Source organism: Glaciecola sp. 2405UD65-10, assembly GCF_048820975.1.
GTDB lineage: Bacteria > Pseudomonadota > Gammaproteobacteria > Enterobacterales > Alteromonadaceae > Glaciecola.
Map to the genome: position 1 here is coordinate 1,135,263 of NZ_JBMEUF010000001.1, position 13,652 is coordinate 1,148,914.

Here is a 13,652-nt window from a genome sequence, read left to right on the forward strand (position 1 = left end):
GGGTGGCAGGCCCCAGCCACATCCCGGCACATAAGTCCCTTGGTACGGCTGCTCCCTTCCAGGCCTGACCGGGTTTCCAAGTTATTATTGCGAGAGGACCAGAGCCCACCATAGAAACGGTTCTTTGCTATGCATGTTTCTTAAAAAAGAAAATTCGTCATGCAACAACAAGGCGCGCATTATGAACATTACGCGCTTTTTATGCAAGGCTGATTTACGTAATTATTTACTCGTCATTCTTTTATTGACTGATTTAGCAAGGCTTGTTCGGCTATTTCATTCGCAATATCCACCGTGCTTGAGTCACTAAGCGATGATTTTTCCAACACTTTTTGTACCGTATTACCTATATCTTCTAATTGTAAACGCAAGTTATGATTACTACTGTTAGTTAAGCTTTGGTGGTAAATATCAATGATCCCACCTGCATTAATTACATAATCAGGAACATAGGCAATATTATTGAGCTTTAATGTTTTAGCAAGCTGGTTATTTGTTAATTGATTATTCGCCGCGCCAGCAACTATTTTGGCTTTTATATGATCTATGCTTTGTTCGTTTATAGCGCCGCCTAAGGCACAAGGTGCAAAAATATCAACATCAAGCATATGTATACTTTCATTATCTACAATACTGGCTTCATACTCATTTTGCGCTACAAGTAAATTATCGCTGTATATATCTGATACAAACAGTTTTGCCCCGGCCTCATATAAATGTTTAGCAAGCCTTAGTCCAACATTACCTAAACCCTGAATAGCCACCGTCTTATTGCGCAAGTCACTTGAAAAAACATGCTGTGTGGCTGCTTTTATGCCACAGAATACGCCATAGGCGGTAGACGGGGCGGGGTTTCCATTTGCAATTGAATCATCAAATGAGAAACGCGCTGATACACCTGCGGCATAAGATGTTTGGCTACCCATTATTTGTACATCTTCTACATTAATACCAGAGTCTTCTGCTATTATATATTGACCGTTCAAATTATTGACAAAGCGACCCATCGCGCGCATCAAGGCATCGCTCTTATGCTTGCGAGGATCTCCTATAATTACGGCTTTGCCACCACCTTGTTTAAGCCCCGCCATAGCAGCTTTATATGACATGCCTTGAGATAATTTCAGAACATCGCTCAACGCTTCTTCACTATTACTATAGGGCCACATTCTGCATCCGCCTAAACTAGGGCCTAAATGAGTATTATGTATGGCAATAATAGCCTGTAATCCTGTTTCTTTATCAAAACAGAATGAAACATGCTCGTGATTATCGAAATCAGGGTGCTCAAACAATGCCATTGAATATCTTCTTGTTTTTATTAAGTAAAACAATATGGTAACTGAGACTTACGAGGATATTCTTTGCGATTACTTATATGTATTTCAACTTAGCTGAAAAAAACAAAGAATTGTTTTTATTTTATAGGATATACATCCTATAATAAGGTTGAATTTAGAAAATTAACAACAATAAAAAGATTAATAACGACATGAAATTAGATAAATTTGACCGCGAAATTTTACGCGTGATGCAAAGAGATGCCACCGTATCCATGGCTGAGCTGAGCCAATATGTGGGTTTGTCGCATACGCCCTGCTGGCGCCGCGTGAAACGTATGGAAGCCGATGGCATCATTCGTCAAAAAGTAACCTTGCTTGATGCGAAAAAACTGAATTTAGGTGTTTCTGTGTTTATTTATGTCACACTTAAAAATCATGACGGTGATTCACTGACTAAATTTGAAAGCGCCGTTCAAGAAATTGATGAAATAATAGAGTGCCACACTACCAGTGGGGACAAAGACTATTTATTGAAAGTTATAGTGCAAAGCATTGAAGAATATGAGCAGTTATTAAAGTCTAAACTCACTGGCTTGCCTTTGGTAGATCATATCAGTTCAACTTTTGCTTTAAAGCAGGTGAAAATCACCACAGAACTTCCCATTTAATTGACCGTAGTCATCTAATGTAAGGCTTACTCGGCATCAATTTGTTTTTCTGGTGCCGCATCTGCAAACGCAGGTAAGGCAATACATCTTTCGTAAATGCTTTTCGTAATTGGAAACTCATCCATATTCACGCCAAATCTTACCGCGCTATAAATTTGTGGAACTAGGCACGCATCAAGCATTGAAACGCTATCTTTATAAGCATAATTTCCCGAACATGTTTGAGCTTGCACTTCAAAAGCGCTTAAGCCCCTCGTTATCCAATCTTTAGCCCATGCTTTAGTATCATCATCTTGCGCTGAAAATTTTAGCTTTAGTGTTTGTAGTACGCGCAAATTCGCTAATGGCTGAACGTCACAGGCTAAATCTTGGGAAAGCGACCTTATACGGGCTCGGTCTTCAATATTCTTAGGTATGAGCTGTATGTTTGTGGGATATTGCTCATCTAAGTATTCAATAATAGCAAGTGACTGCGTTAAAGTAAGCCCGGTGTTAATGTCGACTAAACTTGGCACAAGCATAGATGGGTTTAAGAGTTTATAATTATCCTTTCGCTGCTGCCCGCCCTCTTTCAATAGGTGAACGGGGATATACTCAAAATCTAAACCTTTTAAATTAAGTGCAATTCTTACCCTGTAAGAGGCAGATGAGCGCCAATATCCATATAAACTAAGACTCATGCTTGCCCCTTTTTATTACTGTAATTTTGCTGAATGCTTAGAAATACCATATTCACGCAACTTGTTTGCAATTGCGGTATGACTTAAGCCTAATTTTCTGGCTAACTGCCTTGTACTTGGATATGAAGGGTACAAACTTTTTAGCATATCGCGCTCAAAGCGTTTTACCTCTTGTTCTAAGGTCCCATCAAAATCATCACCAATATAAGACACCGTAGCGCTGCAACTAGGCACTTGTATGGCATCTTTAGTAATTTCATTGCCGTCAATTAGTGAAATAGCGCGATACAAGGCATTGCTTAGTTGGCGCACATTGCCCGGCCATGGATATGACTGCAAATATGTAACACAAGGCTGGCTTAGCGATGGCGCCTGAATTCCAAGCTTGCGAGCATGTTGCGTCACTAGCTTTTTCGCTAAAGGAACAACATCTTGCTTTCTGTCACGCAACGAGGGAACCAGTAAGCCCAGCACATTTAGTCGATAGTATAAATCTTCTCTAAACTTACCCGCTTGGACTTGTTCAGCTAAGTCTTTGCATGAGGTGCATATAATTCTACAGTCTATGTATTTAACTCTGCTATCACCTACTTGATGGTAGGTCCCATACTCTAATACACGAAGTAATTTACTTTGTAACTGGGCTGACATTTGAGAAACTTCGTCAAGCAGTAAAGTCCCGCCTGCAGCTTGCTCAAACAAACCGGCTTTACCTTCTAAAGAGTTAAACCCACCACTGGCATAACCAAATAATTCGGTTTCAGCTACGTCGTCGGGGAGTGATGCACAGTTTAGGGTTACAAATTCTCCATCAGATCTTCGGCTATTGTCATGGCATGCTTTGGCAATTTGCTCTTTGCCACATCCGGTTTCACCCGTTATTAATATATTGCCATCTAGTTCAGACATACGCTTTGCCTCGCGTATCACTTTTTTCATGGCCGGGCTATTTGCTTCAAAACTATCAAAGCTGCCTGAATGAGTATGTCGAAGCATATTCATTTGAGCGCCTAATCGCCCTTCTGATTTAAGCATAACTACGGCACCTGCAAAAACTTGCTCATCAGAATCAGAAACGTACACCGGTAAAATTTCGGCGATGTAATCTTGCATAATAAAACGCACGCGTTCAGTTTGCGCTAGTACTTTTTTCCCGTGTAACCACTTCGTGAAATTAAACCCGTCAACCAAGTCGTCAATATTGAGTTCATTAATTTCGCTAGCCGATTTTTCAAGGCCTGCACTCACCGCTTCATTAAACAGTATAATTTGGCCATTTGCGTCAGTTGAAAAAACAGGATCAGGCAATGTTTGTAGTAAGGCACGAAGTTGATTTCGTTCACGCTGAATAGGCATAAATGGCGTGGTTTTCACGTCAGATATGCCATCAACCAAGCGTAACTTAGGCATTAACTCCTGTAAGTCTGAAAACTCAATAGTGGGGAAATCTAAGAATATTTTCCCCGATGGCTCTATTTGTATTCCGCGTAAATCAATGGCATAACTTTGCAAAATGTCCAAAACATTTTTTGTTATCCCCGTTCTATCCGCACAAGTAATTTCTAAGCGCATAATAAGCCAACTCCAAACAGCCAATAAAAATTATGAGTAAATGTATGAGCTTATATACGCTTATCAATAGCGCCAGATCACACCATTAAGCTTTATGAAAAATGTTTAATATTAGGCACAAACATTAGCGCATAACGGCTCTCAGCTTACTTTTGCCGCAAATTTTGCAGCATACAAGCCCAACTGCTTAGCCTGTTTCACTAGGCGCATTAAATCGGTGTCAGCAAGTGAATCTAAGTCATCGGCTTGCTCTAACACGTAGTACAAAGGCTGCATAATATCTATTCGATAAGGTGTGCGCATTGCATCTAAAGGTGTAAGGGGCAAGCGCTCAGCCTGCGAAGATTCTAAAGCGTGAATTGTTTCCCCTGGAGATGACAATATCCCGCCCCCATAAATGCGTAGCCCTTCTGGGGTATTTAATAAACCAAACTCTACTGTAAACCAATACAATCTAGCTAAGTAAACGCGATCTTCTTTACTTGCCGCTAAACCGAGTTTCCCGTAGGTATGGGTAAAGTGTGCAAACGCAGGGTTTGTCAATAAGGGGCAATGCCCAAAAATTTCATGAAAGATATCAGGCTCTTGCAAATAATCGAACTCCTGTTCACTTCTAATGAAGGTCGCTACGGGAAACTCTTTATTCGCAAGAAGGGTAAAAAAATCAGTGAAATTAATAAGCGCGGGTACCGAACTCGTTTTCCAACCCGTTGTTTTTCGTAAAACGGTATTAATGTCGTTTAGTTGAGGGATTCGGTTGCTAGTCATTCCTAGCAGCTTTATGCCATCCATATACTGATTACACGCGCGCCCATCTAACAGTTTTATTTGCCTGTCATATAATCTTTTCCAACGATTATTCTCAGCGGCGCTCCAGTTAATGATGCCGTTTCTATCGGCTTGTTTTGATACGTACTGCGATTGCTTTTTCATAAGTTACATTTTTGTAAATAAACTTGGAGCATAGTATGCAATTTACAAAATTATAGTTAGCTTAAAACCGCTACCACAGGAGGTATGACCACGATTTTTTGTAAACATATATGCACAACCAGTATGTGAGTATAAAAAAAGACCGCACAATGGCGGTCTGTTTGGGGGCTATAAACATCAGAGATTACAAGCGGTTAATTTCTCGGTTTAATTGAAACTCTTTTGACGTCACATAGCTTTCTAAACGTCTTAATTGATCTTCGGTGGTAGCATAACGTTGTTTTATATCGAGTAAGGCTTTGCGTGGGGGTACACCCGCTTGCCAAACTTTCGATTTTACAGCTACTTTTTCGTGTGAATGAACATGTTCATTCCTAAAGCCTTTTCCCGAATAATGCCCGCTCTTTGTATCAGCGTGGTCTTGAGGCACATATCCTTTGTGTCCTAAGTCATCAGTCTTATTAGATGAAGCTTTGTCATCTAGAATAAACCATGCGGCTACATAAGCAACTAGAACAAAAGGACCAGCGGCAAGTAAAAAAGCGGTAACGGTTAATATTCTAACTAACCACGTTTCAATGCCAAAATACTCCGCTATGCCGGCGCATACTCCGCCTATTTTGCCTTTAGCCTTATTTCTATTTAGTTCACCACGTTTCATGCTCTATTCCTCCAATCGGGGGCCTCTGCATCTAAAATACTTTCAAGTGTTTCAATTCTGTCAGCCATAACTTCGGCTTTTTCTGACAAGTTTTGTAAAGATCGAATTTCCGTTTCTGATAAACCTTGGCCCACTTGGCGCTTGCTACGATAATGCATTATTAACCAAACTGGCGCCACGAATATCATAAACAACATCATCGAAATGCCCGTAAATGTCATTAATTCGTCCATCTTAAATCCCCTGTAATTTTTAAGAATGAAGCTAAGGTCTGTTAAACCTTAGCTACGCTGAGCCTAAGCTTTTTTTACATCATCAGCATTGTCAGTATTCGCTGCTTTTTGCTTCGAAGCAGCCATTTTCTGCTTAAGCGCGCTCAATTCGTCTTCAATTTGAGTATCTGCTTCTAAATTAGCAAACTCATCTTTTAGTGAACGTTTGCCTACATCGTAAGCTTCAACCTGAGATTCTAAATCATCAATTTTACGTTCAAATTGTTCAAAACGTCCCATGGCGTCATCTACTGTAGATGAATCTAAACGCTTTTTCACCTCTAAGCGTGAACTTACTGTGTTTTGACGCATTACAATTGTTTTCTGACGGCTTTTGGCATCAGCTAGTTTGTCTTGTAATTGGCCCGTTTCGTTTTGTAATTTAGACAACTCATCTTCAATTAAGCTTAGTTCATGCTGCAGCGATTCTGCACCTGTATCTGCTTTTTGTCTTTCTTGTAAAGCAGCCCGTGCCAAATCTTCACGACCTTTACTAATAGCCAGTTCAGCTTTTGCTTCCCAATCGGCCGCTTCTTGCGTGTATTTATTAATTTGATGTACCACATCTTTCTTATTCGCTATGGTTTTAGCTGAGGCCGAACGGACTTCAACTAAAGTATCTTCCATTTCCTGAATAATTAGGCGTACCATCTTTTCTGGATCTTCTGCTTTATCTAATAATGCGTTGATATTAGAATTGATGATATCGGTAAAACGTGAAAAAATTCCCATGGTATAGTACCTCTTCGGTTAGTGCTGTAATTAGCAATTTGTGTTAATTCACAATCTGATTAAACATTTTTCTTACCAAGTTATATTCAATATGCTTGCCAATATTTGAAAACACTATAACACACTGAATTACAATGGTTTTATGTGTTTTTAAAAATATTCTGTAAATTAACTAGTTTTAAAGTACACTATATTTTAGTGAATTTGACCAATAACAAGAGGTCGTTATGGCAATGTTTAAGCAAAATGATAATTTAATAGGCCAAGCAAATAGTTTCCTAGAAGTATTAGAGCAAATTTCTCAGGTCGCTCCTTTACAAAAACCCGTGTTAGTTATTGGAGAACGCGGAACTGGTAAAGAATTAGTCGCCGCGCGTTTACACTTTCTGTCAAAACGCTGGGAGCAAAATTACGTTAAGCTTAATTGCGCAGCTTTAAACGACAATTTGCTAGAATCTGAATTATTCGGATATGAAGCAGGCGCATTTACAGGTGCAAGTAAGCGCCGTGAAGGCCGATTCGAATATGCTAACAATGGCACACTATTTTTAGATGAACTTGCCAATACTTCAGCGCTTATTCAAGAAAAGTTGCTACGAGTGATTGAGTATGGTGAATTTGAGCGTGTAGGCGGTACACGAACGGTTAAAGTTGATGTTCGATTAATAGCCGCAACAAATGAAGATTTACCCACCTTAGCTGAACAAGGTGAGTTTAGAGCAGATTTACTTGACCGTTTAGCCTTTGATGTAATCACTATCCCTCCTTTAAGAGAACGACAGTCTGATATTTTAATGTTGGCTGAACATTTCGCCATTAACATGGCTAGAGAACTTGAATTAGAGTTGTTTTCTGGATTTAGCAAACGCGCTCAAGAAACATTACTTGATTACGCGTGGCCGGGTAATATTCGTGAGTTAAAAAATGTAGTAGAACGTGCAGTGTATCGCACTCCCCCTAATGTGCCTGTGCATGATATTGTATTAGATCCGTTTGAATCTAAGTATCGTCCTAAACAACGAATTAAAACAGGGCTTGTTAATAGTACTATTAGCGTACCAAGTGAGCCAAATACGGTAATACCTCAAGAGCCACAAGATTTATCAGATGAAGCCCCAGTTGTGGCGGCAAATCAGTCTGAAGCCTTTAGTTTTCCGCTTGATTTAAAACAAGCATCACAAGATTATGAAATTAACATGCTCAAACAAGCCCTTGAAGATTCACAATATAATCAAAAAAAGACTGCAGAAAAGTTGTCACTGACATATCATCAGCTTAGAGGGTATTTGAAAAAATACAATTTATTGGAAAACACAGAGTCTGCGTAAATGCCAAAATTAACAAGCTGTATTTTCACAACGCATATTAAGCAACTATTTATACTATTATTTGCTTCAAATATGCTGAGTGCTTGTAGTGAAAATACCAGTGCGCTGCAAAACGCGATTACCTTTTGTTCTGAAAGTAATCCAGGCTTTTTTAATCCGCAACTTGACACCTCTAGTACTACCGCTGATGCCTCTGCGCACCAAATTTATGACCGTTTACTTGAGTTTAACCCTAGTGATGGCCGCATAGAGCCGGGCTTAGCAAGTTCATGGTTAGTTAGCACCGATGGCTTAACATATACATTTCAATTGCGTCGCGGGGTTGAATTTCATACCACAACTTATTTTACGCCCTCACGTAATTTCAACGCTGATGACGTAATATTTAGTTTTGACAGGTGGCGCGTATCAACTCACCCTTTTCATGATGTAAACGGTGGGAGCTATCCTTACTTCGATAGTTTAGGCCTAAAGCAAACTATTAAAGATATAAAACGTATTAACGGCTATAGAATTGAAATTACACTTTATAAGCCTGACAGCTCATTTTTGGCTAACCTAGCAACTGATTTTGCCGTAATTTTGTCAGCCGAGTATGGTGAGCATTTGCTTAGCTTTGAAAACCCTGCATTAATTGATACCCAACCTATAGGCACCGGGCCATATAAATTTGTAGAGTATCGACAAAACCAATACATCCGTTTTTCTCGCCATCACGAATACACCTTAAGTACCTCTAACAATGAGCATTTGATTTTTGACATTACCCCTAAATCATCTTTGCGCATGGCTAAATTAATTACGGGTGAATGTGATGCAGTGGCATTCCCCTCTCAAAGTGATTTAGAAGTGATTGTAGAGCGAGAAGAGCTCACGCTCTTGGAGAAACCGGGGCTAAATGTAGGCTTTTGGGCCTTTAATACCAGTAAAGCACCTTTTAATAATCCGAAAGTAAGACACGCATTAGCGCTTGCCATTGATAAAACCTCGTTATTGGATGCGGTATATTTAGGCCACGCAAGTAGAGCAAAAAGTTTAGTTCCCTCGGCTTCGTGGGCGTATCAAGACGATGCACAAGAAATTGGCTACAACCCTGTTAGAGCCCGAGAGCTTCTTAGTGAAGCGGGTATACCCAGTAACTTTACTATGGATGTGTGGGCAATGCCGGTGAAGCGAGCTTATAATCCAAACGCAATGAAAATGGCCCAACTTATTAAGCGCTATTTGGCGGATGTTGGTGTTACTGTGAACATAGTTAGCTATGACTGGAATATTTTCCGCGAAAATTTAACACGAGGCATTCACGACAGTGTATTAATTGGATGGAATGCCGATAACGGTGACCCCGATAATTTTTACCGCCCTTTATTAACTTGTGACGCCATCCCCTCTGGCACTAATCGCGCCATGTGGTGTAATGAAGAATACGATGAACTTATCCAGAAAGCGCTTTTGAGCGATAATTTTGAAGAGCGTAAAGTGCTATATAAAGCCGCTAACAAACTCATTTTTAAAGATACCCCTTTGGTGCCAATTGCTCATGCCTTTGAGTATCAAGCCGTAAGAGCTAATATTAAAGGTATGCAAATAAATCCATTTGGCGGGATTAGATTTGATCAGGTAGAGCGCCTACCATGATCAAAATGTTTGCACGCTATGTCAATTTAATGGTGATTACAGTATTCATATTAGTACTGCTGTCTTTCATGCTTCCTTATTATTTTCCTGGCGAATTACTTACCAATATATCAGGTATAGTGCCCGCATCTGAAGTGCAGGCTCAAGCCTTAGAAAAAGCATTTAAGCTTGACAAAAATGGGGTTCAACAATTTCTGTTTTACCTAAATAATTTAATTTCAGGCAATTGGGGCATAAGCAGTGCAAGCCAGCTTAAATTATATGATGAAATAGCCATTGCTTTACCTGCCACCATTGAGCTAGTTTTTTACTCTTTAGTCATTGCTATATTTGTGGGTATACCTTTAGGATTTATTTTTGGCATAAAGCACCATAATCCTGCAGATTTTTCGGTAGTGACTTTTAGTATTGTAGGCTACTCATTCCCTGTATTTTGGCTCGCATTGTTATTTATTATATTATTTTGCCTGCAATTAAACTGGCTGCCTATTAGTGGGCGAATCAATTTGTTGTTTGAAGTTGAGCACCATACCGGTTTCATTTTCATTGATATTTTAAAATCAAATTTTGAAAACCAAAGTGCAGCTTTGATCGATGCCTTTAAACACGCCCTTCTACCTACCTTGTCAGTGACTATAGTGACTACCGCTTTGTTTATTCGATTTACTCGCCGTTCAACTATGTATGTAATGGAAAAAGGGTATATTGTAGCGGCGCGTTCGCGAGGTTTTACGCTACGCCAAATATTTTTTAAACATGGTATTAAAAACGCCTTATTGCCCATACTGCCCACTATGGCTTTGCAAATATCAACACTTATAACCAATGTGATGATTATTGAAACCATTTTTTCATGGCCGGGCATTGGCCACTGGCTAATTCAGGCCATTTATCAACAAGACTACCCAGCTATTAGAATGGGCATGCTCATAGTCGCCTTGTGCGTAATGATTCTAACCATTACCATAGAATTTATTAGCCGCGCGCTAGACCCTACAAAGGATACTGCAGAACGTGCCTCGGTTTAATTTATATCAAGAAGAATACCATCCATCTCCCTTAGAGAACGTGTGGATAGAATTTAGAAAAAGCCATTTAGCGGTGGTGGGATTGGCCATTTTGTGCATATTTTTTGCGGTAGCAATACTTGCGCCCTTTATTGCCCCGTATGATCCTGACTTGCAAAATACAAACAAATTAATTATTCCTCCTTCGTGGGCACCTAATGGCACGGTTTCGCATTTATTAGGCACCGACACTCTTGGACGTGATGTGTTATCAAGATTGTTATATGGCGCGCGAACTACCTTTGTTAGTAGTTTATTAGTGGTGGTGTTATCAGTTGTAATTGGCGTGGGTTTAGGCGGCCTAGCAGGTATGCTAAAAGGCGTACGCTCTAGTATAGTGAACCACTTATTTGATTCCATTATGTCAATACCCACCTTGCTTATTGCTATTGTTGTAGTCGCAATTACAGGGGCTGGTTTACAGAATATTATGTTTGCTATTACCCTAGCCTTAATCCCTCAGTTTATACATCAAACACGAAATTTTGTGCAAGAAGAGCTAAAGAAGGAATACGTGCTGCTTGATAGACTAGACGGTGCAAGCTCCAAACGAATATTTTTTACTTCACTGTTGCCTGGAATGAACGAGTTAATCGTCGTGCAAGCCACTATTGCGCTCTCGGTTGCCATACTTGATATATCCGCCTTAGGGTTTTTAAATTTAGGGGCGCAAAACCCAACCATTGAGTTAGGCCAAATTTTATCGCAAAGCTTAGAGGCTGCTTATGTAGCGCCTTGGCTAATAGCACTGCCCGGCATATTTATATTTTTAATGGTGTTGGCCGTCAATATTGTAGGCGAAGGTTTGCGCTCTGCCTTACGAAAAAGGTTAACGTACTAATGCCCTTACTTGATATTAAAAACCTGACCTTGTATATGGATTCAGGAAACGAAGAAGTTAAGGCTTTAGAAAAAGTAAGCTTCACTTTAGATGAAGGTGAAATTAAGGCCTTGGTAGGTGAGTCTGGTTCAGGAAAAACATTGGTGGTTAAAGCTATTATTGGCGCCCTACCCGACTACTGGCGAATAAAAGCAGATAGGCTTACCTATAAAGGCTTAGATTTACTAAACATGAGCTATGATCAGCGCAGAAAAATAATGCGCCGCGAAATAGCCGTTGTTTTCCAAGAGCCTACATCGTCATTAGATCCTTTAGTTCGCTTAGGTGAACAAATAGAAGAAAGTATTCCTGAAGAATTCATTGGTAAAGGTTGGTTTTGGACCCGGGCAAAAAAACGAAAAGAAATGGTGGTAGGCCTAATGCACAAAGTGGGTATTCGTAACCATGCCCGTTGGTTGAATTGCTACCCTCACGAAATACCTGCAGATATAAGCCAAAAAATAATGATAGCGATGGCACTTGCCTCTGAACCCAGTATATTAATAGCCGATGACTCAACCCGCGGGATGGAGAGTACAACAAAGACCCAAGTACTTAGATTGCTGGTAAAACTTAACAAAACTAAAAACTTGTCTATTTTATTTGTTAGCCATGACTTGCTGGCGATTACCAGTATAGCCACCAGTATGACGGTACTATATTGCGGGCAAACAGTTGAGTCAGGCAAGGTACGTTCATTACTCAAGCGGCCATTGCATCCTTATACAAAAGCCTTACTAGATAGCGCGCCTAGTTTTCAAACAAGTTTGCCGCCTAAGTCACCATTAAAGGCTTTAAAAGGCACCATTCCCAGTTTGCAACATTTGCCAACAGGTTGCCGATTAGGCCCACGTTGCCCTAATGCGCAAAAAAAATGTGTAAACGTGCCGGTAATGCGTAATATTCATGAACATCAATACAGTTGCCATTTCCCCTTGCACATGCCTGAAAAGCTTAAAAAGCCCAAAACCGGTGACTTTGACAAAGCGTTTAAGCATTTAGCCAAAAATGAGGCGAGCAGTGAGGCCAACAGTGAATAAAATATTATGCGTTAAAAACATGACTTATGTTCATCGCTCAATAAAAGGCTTGTTTGACCCCTTGCGTGAATTTCGCTTAGGCCCTATTAACTTTGACATGTTTGAAGGTGAAACCATTGCCATTATTGGCCACAATGGTTCGGGTAAAACCTTAACGGGCAAGTTATTAGCAGGGGCAGAAGAGCCTACCTCGGGGAGCATTGAATTTATTCAAGACGATTCTGAAAATGCAGCTGTTAAAAAACACCCTATTCGTATGATATTGCAACATAGCGCCAACGTAATGAACCCTGCCGTAGCAGTAGGCGCAATGCTACATAATACGCTTCGTTTAAACACTTCTTTTACAGAAAGTGAACGCCAACAAAAAATTGAAGACACCTTAAAAATGGTGGGTTTACTGGCTGATCACTTCTATTATTACCGCCATATGTTGTCCGATGGGCAACAACAACGCGTTGCCTTGGCCCGCGCGCTTATTTTAGACCCCAAAATTATAGTAGCCGATGAGCCCTTTGCAGCCCTTGACCCATCGGTACGCTCGCAAACGGTAAATTTAATTTTAAAGCTTCAGCAAGAACTTGGCCTAGGTTTTGTGTTTATTTCCCATAACATTGGTATTGTGCGCCACGTAAGCGACAAAGTAATTGTAATGGATAAAGGCAAAATTATTGAACAAGGGAAAACAAGTGAAGTATTTGCTGAGCCACAAGCAGCGTTAACTAAAAAGTTATTAAAGGCTCATTTTGATTTAGTGGAAAGGCATTTTAGCTTATTGTAAGGCTGAGTTTTTTTCGCAAACTGTCAACACTATCAGATTAATTTTCATCCATTAAAAAGCCAGCTTTCGCTGGCTTTTATTTGACGTCGTTACAAACGCATTTAAACGTTTAAATGC

14 protein-coding genes and 1 other RNA gene are annotated in these 13,652 nt (G+C 40.0%); 7 read left to right on the plus strand and 8 right to left on the minus strand.

Going from position 1 to position 13,652, the window contains the following annotated elements:
* Nucleotides 1–7: 7 nt before the first annotated feature.
* An RNA gene (gene ffs / locus ACOI22_RS05215) (signal recognition particle sRNA small type) lies at nucleotides 8–104 on the minus strand.
* Between the two features lie 129 nt (nucleotides 105–233).
* The gene (locus tag ACOI22_RS05220; RefSeq protein ID WP_420670907.1) at nucleotides 234–1,301 is read right to left on the minus strand and encodes a Glu/Leu/Phe/Val family dehydrogenase; all 1,068 of its coding nucleotides are present in this window, start codon (nucleotides 1,299–1,301) and stop codon (nucleotides 234–236) included.
* 191 nt (nucleotides 1,302–1,492) lie between these two features.
* Here ACOI22_RS05220 and ACOI22_RS05225 point away from each other — a divergent pair, with 191 nt between their 5' ends.
* A complete protein-coding gene (locus ACOI22_RS05225) occupies nucleotides 1,493–1,951 on the plus strand; it encodes an Lrp/AsnC family transcriptional regulator (RefSeq protein ID WP_420670909.1) in 459 nt (152 codons plus the stop codon).
* A 26-nt stretch (nucleotides 1,952–1,977) separates the two neighbouring features.
* Here ACOI22_RS05225 and maiA read toward each other — a convergent pair whose 3' ends face one another.
* From maiA to pspA, 6 genes are all read right to left on the minus strand, one after another.
* Nucleotides 1,978–2,631, minus strand: a complete 654-nt coding sequence (maiA, locus tag ACOI22_RS05230) for a maleylacetoacetate isomerase (RefSeq protein ID WP_420670911.1) — start codon at nucleotides 2,629–2,631, stop codon at nucleotides 1,978–1,980.
* 15 nt (nucleotides 2,632–2,646) lie between these two features.
* Nucleotides 2,647–4,203 carry a transcriptional regulator TyrR gene (gene tyrR / locus ACOI22_RS05235; protein ID WP_420670913.1) on the minus strand — a complete coding sequence of 519 codons (1,557 nt, stop codon included), beginning with the start codon at nucleotides 4,201–4,203 and terminating at the stop codon, nucleotides 2,647–2,649.
* 141 nt (nucleotides 4,204–4,344) lie between these two features.
* Nucleotides 4,345–5,136, minus strand: a complete 792-nt coding sequence (gene phhA / locus ACOI22_RS05240; protein WP_420670915.1) for a phenylalanine 4-monooxygenase — start codon at nucleotides 5,134–5,136, stop codon at nucleotides 4,345–4,347.
* Nucleotides 5,137–5,320: 184 nt separating this feature from the next.
* On the minus strand, nucleotides 5,321–5,797 hold the full coding sequence (gene pspC / locus ACOI22_RS05245) for an envelope stress response membrane protein PspC (RefSeq protein WP_420670917.1): 477 nt from the start codon (nucleotides 5,795–5,797) through the stop codon (nucleotides 5,321–5,323).
* Complete coding sequence (pspB, locus tag ACOI22_RS05250; RefSeq protein ID WP_420670919.1) at nucleotides 5,794–6,030, minus strand: envelope stress response membrane protein PspB; 237 nt, start codon at nucleotides 6,028–6,030, stop codon at nucleotides 5,794–5,796. Before pspB ends, pspC begins: the two co-directional genes overlap by 4 nt.
* A gap of 63 nt (nucleotides 6,031–6,093) precedes the next feature.
* A complete protein-coding gene (pspA, locus tag ACOI22_RS05255) occupies nucleotides 6,094–6,801 on the minus strand; it encodes a phage shock protein PspA (protein WP_420670922.1) in 708 nt (235 codons plus the stop codon).
* A 227-nt stretch (nucleotides 6,802–7,028) separates the two neighbouring features.
* Between pspA and pspF the strand changes: the two genes are divergently transcribed.
* The 6 genes from pspF to ACOI22_RS05285 are packed head-to-tail and all read left to right on the plus strand — an operon-like array spanning nucleotide 7,029 to nucleotide 13,535.
* A complete protein-coding gene (gene pspF, locus ACOI22_RS05260; protein WP_420670924.1) occupies nucleotides 7,029–8,129 on the plus strand; it encodes a phage shock protein operon transcriptional activator in 1,101 nt (366 codons plus the stop codon).
* Nucleotides 8,130–9,767: an ABC transporter substrate-binding protein gene (locus tag ACOI22_RS05265; protein WP_420670926.1), complete on the plus strand. Its 1,638-nt coding sequence runs from the start codon at nucleotides 8,130–8,132 to the stop codon at nucleotides 9,765–9,767.
* Nucleotides 9,764–10,795: an ABC transporter permease subunit gene (locus ACOI22_RS05270; protein ID WP_420670928.1), complete on the plus strand. Its 1,032-nt coding sequence runs from the start codon at nucleotides 9,764–9,766 to the stop codon at nucleotides 10,793–10,795. The genes ACOI22_RS05265 and ACOI22_RS05270 overlap by 4 nt, the downstream gene beginning before the upstream one ends.
* Nucleotides 10,782–11,675, plus strand: a complete 894-nt coding sequence (locus tag ACOI22_RS05275) for an ABC transporter permease subunit (RefSeq protein WP_420670930.1) — start codon at nucleotides 10,782–10,784, stop codon at nucleotides 11,673–11,675. Before ACOI22_RS05270 ends, ACOI22_RS05275 begins: the two co-directional genes overlap by 14 nt.
* Complete coding sequence (locus ACOI22_RS05280) at nucleotides 11,675–12,754, plus strand: oligopeptide/dipeptide ABC transporter ATP-binding protein (RefSeq protein WP_420670933.1); 1,080 nt, start codon at nucleotides 11,675–11,677, stop codon at nucleotides 12,752–12,754. The genes ACOI22_RS05275 and ACOI22_RS05280 overlap by 1 nt, the downstream gene beginning before the upstream one ends.
* Nucleotides 12,747–13,535 carry an ATP-binding cassette domain-containing protein gene (locus ACOI22_RS05285; RefSeq protein WP_420670935.1) on the plus strand — a complete coding sequence of 263 codons (789 nt, stop codon included), beginning with the start codon at nucleotides 12,747–12,749 and terminating at the stop codon, nucleotides 13,533–13,535. The genes ACOI22_RS05280 and ACOI22_RS05285 overlap by 8 nt, the downstream gene beginning before the upstream one ends.
* The last annotated feature ends 117 nt before the right edge of the window (nucleotides 13,536–13,652 follow it).

Excerpts from the sequence above, each read along its gene's own strand:
- ACOI22_RS05220 (WP_420670907.1), bottom strand. The coding sequence starts at position 1,301 with ATGGCATTGTTTGAGCACCCTGATTTCGATAATCACGAGCATGTTTCA.
- ACOI22_RS05225 (WP_420670909.1), top strand. The coding sequence starts at position 1,493 with ATGAAATTAGATAAATTTGACCGCGAAATTTTACGCGTGATGCAAAGA.
- maiA (WP_420670911.1), bottom strand. The coding sequence starts at position 2,631 with ATGAGTCTTAGTTTATATGGATATTGGCGCTCATCTGCCTCTTACAGG.
- tyrR (WP_420670913.1), bottom strand. The coding sequence starts at position 4,203 with ATGCGCTTAGAAATTACTTGTGCGGATAGAACGGGGATAACAAAAAAT.
- phhA (WP_420670915.1), bottom strand. The coding sequence starts at position 5,136 with ATGAAAAAGCAATCGCAGTACGTATCAAAACAAGCCGATAGAAACGGC.
- pspC (WP_420670917.1), bottom strand. The coding sequence starts at position 5,797 with ATGAAACGTGGTGAACTAAATAGAAATAAGGCTAAAGGCAAAATAGGC.
- pspB (WP_420670919.1), bottom strand. The coding sequence starts at position 6,030 with ATGGACGAATTAATGACATTTACGGGCATTTCGATGATGTTGTTTATG.
- pspA (WP_420670922.1), bottom strand. The coding sequence starts at position 6,801 with ATGGGAATTTTTTCACGTTTTACCGATATCATCAATTCTAATATCAAC.
- pspF (WP_420670924.1), top strand. The coding sequence starts at position 7,029 with ATGGCAATGTTTAAGCAAAATGATAATTTAATAGGCCAAGCAAATAGT.
- ACOI22_RS05265 (WP_420670926.1), top strand. The coding sequence starts at position 8,130 with ATGCCAAAATTAACAAGCTGTATTTTCACAACGCATATTAAGCAACTA.
- ACOI22_RS05270 (WP_420670928.1), top strand. The coding sequence starts at position 9,764 with ATGATCAAAATGTTTGCACGCTATGTCAATTTAATGGTGATTACAGTA.
- ACOI22_RS05280 (WP_420670933.1), top strand. The coding sequence starts at position 11,675 with ATGCCCTTACTTGATATTAAAAACCTGACCTTGTATATGGATTCAGGA.